The sequence below is a fragment of the Actinomycetospora sp. genome (assembly GCF_055612215.1).
Genome location: NZ_JBVPVA010000286.1, coordinates 1 through 5,990, shown reverse-complemented (window position 1 = coordinate 5,990; position 5,990 = coordinate 1). Strand labels below are relative to the sequence as shown.

Sequence of the window (5,990 nt, the reverse complement as noted above, 5' to 3'; positions counted from 1 at the left end):
CGGGTCCTAGGAGCCGGGGGGCGGGCCGCCCGGAGGGGTTTGCGCCTGCTCGCTGAACTGGCCGGTCCAGGCGGCCCGAGCACCCGAGTCACCGATGCGGTAGACGGTGACCACGGAACCCACGGCGACGACGAGAGCGATCACCGCGACTCCGATGGTGGCGACGAGGCCCCCGACCTGAGGGTCGCCCGTCGACCGCCGGCTCTCGGCGAGCGCCGTCCCCGGCCCCTCGTGGCGTCCCACGACTGCCCGGCCCGAATAGAGGTGGCGACCCAGGACGACCAGGGCGACGACGGCGAGCGCGATCGCCCACGGCAGCATGGAGTCCCCGAGCTCGGTGTGGGTGCGCACCAGCTCGGAGCGGGCGACGCGGCGCTCGAGCCACTCCCCCGCGTCGGTGGTCAGCGGCACCGAGATCAGGGCCAGCGCCGAGAGCACGGCGGTGGACCACACCAGCCGGGTTCGGGCCGCGGGCCAGATCGCGACGAGCACCAGCAGCAACGCACTGAGCGGAATCAGGACCACCACGGCGTGGACCAGCAGGATGTGGGCGGGCAGCCCGTTGATGGTCGTCATGAACCCTCCAGAGCGGTCGGGGTGAGGGGCCGGGGCGCAATGTCCCGGTCGAGGACGCCAAGGCCGAGGACCCGCTCGAGCACCCCGAACCGGAGCACGACGCTGAGGGTGACGAACCAGAGCACCACGGCCGGGACGACGGTGTAGATCACCGGTGGGTCGGGCGCGGTGAGCCCGAAGTAGGTGCGGGTGACCGGCACGGCCAGGACGACCGCGAAGGCGGCGAACAAGGCCAGGGCCAGCAGCAGCGGTCGCCGGTCGGGGCTGACCCCGGTCCAGGCCGTGAAGACCCGGTGCGGTGGTTCGAGCAGCAGGATGAGCAGGATCGCGGTCGCCGAGACGAAGACCGAGAGGCCGGACTGGGCGCCGATGGTCGCCGACGCGACGACGAAGCCGGGGTCCGAGGCGCCCATCCCGGTGTAGCCCTCGAAGGCAGCGACGACCGCGGGCTGCACCGCGGCGCCGGTCAGAGCTCCGGGCACAAGCTGGTAAAGGAAGGCGTAGATCGCGGTGGCGAACCCGGCGGTGAGGATGCTGAGCGGCAGCACGAAGCGCGCCAGCGACACCAGCAGGTCCTCGCGGGGCGGCCCGGGCCGGGCCCAGACGGTGAGGAAGAGGGTGGGCAGGCCGACGGTGAACAGGGTCAGCCCGACCTGTGTCGGGGTGTATGGGAAGCCGAGCCCGAGCAGGGTGACGGTGAGGATGACCAGCATCTGAGTGGCCACCCGGGCCAGGAACAGATACATCGAGGTGCCGACCCCGGCGATGATGCGCCGGCCCTCGGTGCGAGCGGGCGGCAGCGTCGTGAACGAGTCGTCGAGCAGGACGATATCGGCCACGTCGCGGGTCACCGTGCTCCCCGAGCGCATCGCCACGCCCACCTGGGCTCGTTTGAGGGCCCGGGCGTCGTTGACGCCGTCGCCGACCATCGCGACCTGGTGACCGTGGCGGCGCAGCGCGTTGACGATCTGTTCCTTCTGCTCCGGCGCGACGCGGCCGAACACCGCGTGGGCATCGACGGCGTCGTCGAACGCGTCCCCGACACCGACGAGCTGGGCCAATTCCGGCCCGGAGATCGCCGACCCGCTCAGCCCGGCGCGGCGGGCGAGGGCGGCGACGGTGTCGGGGTCGTCGCCGGAGATGACCTTCACCGCGACGTGCTCCTTCGCCAGGCCGGCGAGGACGTCCTGGACGCCGTCTCGCAGCTCGTCGGCCAGGGCGACGAGCACGACCGCGTGCAGGGCGGGCAGCGCGGGGCGGTCCTCGGCGTCGCGGAGCCCGCCGGTGGAGGTGGCGAGCAGGAGCACCCGCAGCCCCTCGTCGGCCAGGGCACGCGCCTGGTTGCCGAGCTCGTCGATGACCTCGGTCGCGTCCACCAGCGATGGTCGAAGGCTCGAGGGGGCCCCGAGCACGACGGTCGGCGGGCCCGCGCCGTCGGTGTAGGTGACCCCGCTCCAGCGCAGCGCCGAGCGGAACTCCACCTCGTCGGCAACCGCTCCCGCGGTCCCGGGCAGTGACTCGTCACCGAGCAGGGCGGCGGTGGTCGCGTTCGGTGCCGACACCGAGCGGGCGAACGCGCCCAGGACACTACGGACATCGTCGGGCCCGACGTGGTGCTTCTGACCGGTGTCCGCGTCGCCGAGCGAGCCGTCCACGGGCAGCAGCTCGGCCAGGGCGAGACGGCCGGTGGTCAGGGTGCCGGTCTTGTCGGTGCACACCACGTCGACCCGGCTGACGGCCTCGACGGCGTTGACCTGTTGAACCAGCGCGCCGCGCCCGGCGATCCGCGCCGCCCCGACGCTGTAGGCGACCGCGACGAGGAAGAACAGCCCGTAGGGCACCAGCCCGGAGAGCACCGCCGAGGTCTGCACGAAGCGCAGCACCGTGGAGCCCTCGAGCAGCGACTGGGCGAGGATCGCGCCGCTCATCAGCACCACCAGGGTGATGAGCAGCCGGACCACGAGCTCGATGCGCCACTGCAGCGGGGTGAGCCCGGTCGTGTCGGCCCGGGCGGCCAGGCTGAGACGACCGGCGTGACTCTGCGCGCCCACCGCGGTGGCCCGCTGCAGCCCGGCGCCGCTCGAGCAGAAGCTCCCTGAGAGCAGCAGGTCGCCCTCGGCCTTGGGGATCGGGTCGGACTCACCGGTCAGCAACGACTCGTCGACCTCGAGCCGGTCGGCCCCGTCGGCCAGGGTGATCACCGGTCCGTCGACGATGATCTGCCCGCCCTGGCGCACGGCCACGACATCGCCCTCGACGACCTCGGCGGGCATCACGTTGCGCTCCGCGTCGTCGCGCACGACGGTGACCGGCTCACGAGCCAGCAGCTGCAGCCGGTCGAGCTGGCGCTTCGCGCGCAGCTCCTGGAACGCCGCCAGCGCGGCGTTGATGATGCCAGGCCCAGGCTGACCAGCGCGTCGCTGTAGCGGCCCAGCACCAGCAGCGCGAAGCCGATCACGAACAGGGTGTTGTTGTAGAACGAGAACACCGTGGTGCGCAGGATGCGGCCCGTGGTCCGGGTGGACCCCGAGACCGCGGTGTTGGCCTTTCCCGCGCGGGCGAGCTCACGCGCCTCGTGCTCGGACAGACCCGTGGGTGCGGGCATTCACTTCCCCTCGTCGACGGCGGGCCGACCGTGATCGACGGAGGTGTACTCCCGACGAGGTCCGGGTCGGAATCAGGTAAGACGGCACGAGTCCCGGCGCGGGACGGCGGGGCGAAGCAGACCCGCCTGTCTCAGGCCGGCTCGCGTCGGAGTCAGCGGTGCTGTTTGAAGGTCCAGGCGCGGATCACCCTTACCGGCAGAGCCCTGCGACGACCGGAGTGCATTCTCGCCCAGCCCTCGGGCGACTTGTTTGTCGCCGACCTCGGCGGCGTGATGCACATCGCGCCCGACGGTGCTCAGCAACTGATCCGCCCCCTCGACGCAGGCGGGCCCTTCGCCCCCGACGAGAACCCGATCATTGACGGCAACCAGGGCTTCTCGATGCCCAACGGCCTGTGCTTCGACGCGCAGGGGGATTTCGTGATCGCGAACTTCGGCACGAATCTCGTCGAGCACCTGACGCGAAGCGGTCACCGGTCCCTGCTCGCCGACACCGTGACCTGGCCCGACGGCTCGCGGCGGCCGATCGGGAAGGCGAACTTCCCCGCGATCGACCACGAAGGGAGATTGTGGTTCTCGGTGACCGCCTCGGCCGAGGCGTGGCAACGCTTCCGGGCCCGCGACCTCGAGACCGACGGCTACATCGCCGTGATCGACGACTGGAGGCCCGGGGAGCCCGGACAGGCGCGTGTCGTCGCCATGGATCTGCAGGGCACCAATGAGCTGCGCTTCAGCCCCGACGGCGCCCACCTCTACGTCGCCGAGACCGCCGCCGATCACCTGACCCGCTTCCGGGTCGGTCCCGGCGCCACCCTCACCGAGCGAGAGGTGTACGGCCCCGATCGGCTCGGCGGTGACCCCGACGGCTTCGCCTTCGACGCTCACGGCAACCTGTGGACCACCCTCATCAGCCGCGACACGCTCGTCGCCATCACCCCCGAAGGGGAGGGGCTGACTCTCTGGGAGGATGGCGACCAAGCCGCCGAGCACCGCGGCGCAGCAGAGGGCGCCCCGACGTCTGCCCATCGACCCGGCGACGGCCTCGCGCCCCGCATGGCCAGCGTGACCTTCGGCGGCCCCGACCTGCAGACGGTCTATGTCGGGTCGCTCGGCGGAAGCTCCCTACCCACCTTCCGCTCCCCACTGCCAGGCGCACCGCTGCCGCACTGGTCGCACCGCGGGAGTTGATGAGCGTCGTCGACCGCGGACGTGCGACTCATCCGGCCACGCCATCACCCCGGGCTCAGCGCTGCGCTCTGCGAGGCGGTACGGGCCGGGCTCGTCGTCACTTCCGGTGGCGGAGGCCGAGTCGAGCGACTGGCCTGGACGCGCTGCGGAGACGACATGGTAGTCAGCACCGACATTCCGGACCCCGAGGCCGCGGCCCGCGCCGTGTGCATATTCGACTGCGTCATCGACACGGCGGCCGTGGAGCGACGATCCGATCGTGCCGCCTTGAAGGAACCACCCCGAACGGAACGGCGCCCTCGACCTACGAGTTCGTCCTCGTCATCGATGATCGCCTCGCCGAAGGCCAGCTCGTAGCACTTTTCGAGGCCGGCATCGGTGACCAGGTCCCGGAGCGCGCAAGGCACATGGGCCTGCGCGGCCCAGAGCGCCTCACCCATCCGGGAACCCGAGGACCAGCGAAGTGGCCCCCGGGTTTCTAGATGGGTGGTTTCCGGGCGTCGGGTATTCATGTGGCCCTACACTCGCTGGTATGGCTCAACGAACCACGGTGACCCTGGTCGATGACCTCGACGAGGGCGAGGCCGACGAGACCGTCGAATTCGGCGTCGACGGTACGACCTACGAGATCGATCTGTCCGAGGCGAATGCCTCGAAGCTGCGTGATGCCCTGGCTGACTACATTGCCCACGCCCGGCGCCTCTCAGGCCGCCGCCGTTCCACCGGCCGCGGCGCCCGGCCGCCGAGCAGCACGCCCGCGGCCGCCCGACAGACCGGGCGGGCCTCAGTCGACCGCGAACAGAACCAGGCCATCCGGGAGTGGGCGCGCCGCCAGGGCATGACCGTCTCCGAGCGCGGCCGCATCCCCGCCGAGGTCACCGAGGCTTACCACAAGGCCCACTGACCTGCCGAGCAGCAGCCGCTCACCCCGGCTGCTAGGTCCGCCGGTGGGGCTCGTGGACCGCGGAGTCGCAGTCCGGGCACCAGGGCCCCACCGGGCGCCAGCCGCTCGCCGCGAGCCAGGCATCGATCACCGCGCCGGTCAGCAGGTCAGCCTCGGCGAGCTCACCGGCGAGCAGCGGACCGTCCCCGCACCCGGCGCATTCGATTTCTCCGACCGTTCCGCCCGGCGCGCATGTCGCGCAATAGCGGGCGATCCGGACCGACCCGTCGTCGGCGGGCACCAGCCATGGCGTGGCCAGATCGGCGGCCTGGGAAGGGTCGCGGGGCGGCGCGCCGCACCCGAAGCAGTGCACCGAACGCCCCAACCGGAGTGAGCTGCGGCCATCCATGAACCCAGCGAATGCTTCGGACATCGCCTGCACCCTTTCGCCGTGGGTCACCGACTTCCCGACGTCGACCAGCACCGATTATGCCTCATCCACCGACGCACACCACTTCCGGTTCTCATTCGACGTGAGCCGGTCCTGCGAATTTCTGGAACGCCGAATGCCTGTCGGGGCCCGACGCGGCCGGTCGAGCAGGGGGCCACCCGACCGGCCGCGCCGAGACCCCCATCCTGCGCCGCCGCGGGTGTGAACCGCGTAGGTGATCACCGATGGCCGAGCGGCACTGGCTCGACGTGTCCTTCGCCGAGAAGGAGCAGGCCAAGGCGGCCGGG

7 protein-coding genes are annotated in these 5,990 nt (G+C 71.5%); 3 read left to right on the top strand and 4 right to left on the bottom strand.

Annotated elements, in window-relative coordinates:
- Positions 1-6: 6 nt before the first annotated feature.
- From AC0CYZ_RS07935 to AC0CYZ_RS07925, 3 genes are read right to left on the bottom strand one after another with little or no spacing between them, the layout of a single operon-like run.
- On the bottom strand, positions 7-576 hold the full coding sequence (locus AC0CYZ_RS07935) for a DUF2231 domain-containing protein (protein WP_472214020.1): 570 nt from the start codon (positions 574-576) through the stop codon (positions 7-9).
- Positions 573-2,909 (bottom strand): HAD-IC family P-type ATPase, encoded by a 2,337-nt coding sequence (locus tag AC0CYZ_RS07930; RefSeq protein WP_472214023.1) that lies wholly within the window; start codon positions 2,907-2,909, stop codon positions 573-575. The genes AC0CYZ_RS07935 and AC0CYZ_RS07930 overlap by 4 nt, the downstream gene beginning before the upstream one ends.
- Entirely contained in the window at positions 2,849-3,181 is a 333-nt protein-coding gene (locus tag AC0CYZ_RS07925) for a hypothetical protein (protein ID WP_472214018.1), read from the bottom strand. Before AC0CYZ_RS07925 ends, AC0CYZ_RS07930 begins: the two co-directional genes overlap by 61 nt.
- Before the next feature lie 165 nt (positions 3,182-3,346).
- Here AC0CYZ_RS07925 and AC0CYZ_RS07920 point away from each other — a divergent pair, with 165 nt between their 5' ends.
- Positions 3,347-4,369: an SMP-30/gluconolactonase/LRE family protein gene (locus AC0CYZ_RS07920; RefSeq protein WP_472214016.1), complete on the top strand. Its 1,023-nt coding sequence runs from the start codon at positions 3,347-3,349 to the stop codon at positions 4,367-4,369.
- 532 nt (positions 4,370-4,901) lie between these two features.
- Positions 4,902-5,273 carry a histone-like nucleoid-structuring protein Lsr2 gene (locus AC0CYZ_RS07915; protein ID WP_472214014.1) on the top strand — a complete coding sequence of 124 codons (372 nt, stop codon included), beginning with the start codon at positions 4,902-4,904 and terminating at the stop codon, positions 5,271-5,273.
- Positions 5,274-5,304: 31 nt separating this feature from the next.
- Here the strand turns inward: AC0CYZ_RS07915 and AC0CYZ_RS07910 are convergent, their stop codons facing one another.
- A complete protein-coding gene (locus tag AC0CYZ_RS07910; protein WP_472214012.1) occupies positions 5,305-5,736 on the bottom strand; it encodes a hypothetical protein in 432 nt (143 codons plus the stop codon).
- Positions 5,737-5,927: 191 nt separating this feature from the next.
- Here AC0CYZ_RS07910 and AC0CYZ_RS07905 point away from each other — a divergent pair.
- Positions 5,928-5,990: DUF5710 domain-containing protein (locus AC0CYZ_RS07905; protein WP_472214021.1), on the top strand; the 63-nt coding region annotated here is incomplete at its 3' end.

What these genes read in the sequence shown, in the direction of transcription:
- AC0CYZ_RS07935 (WP_472214020.1), bottom strand. Translation starts at nt 576, where the DNA reads ATGACGACCATCAACGGGCTGCCCGCCCACATCCTGCTGGTCCACGCC.
- AC0CYZ_RS07925 (WP_472214018.1), bottom strand. Translation starts at nt 3,181, where the DNA reads ATGCCCGCACCCACGGGTCTGTCCGAGCACGAGGCGCGTGAGCTCGCC.
- AC0CYZ_RS07915 (WP_472214014.1), top strand. Translation starts at nt 4,902, where the DNA reads ATGGCTCAACGAACCACGGTGACCCTGGTCGATGACCTCGACGAGGGC.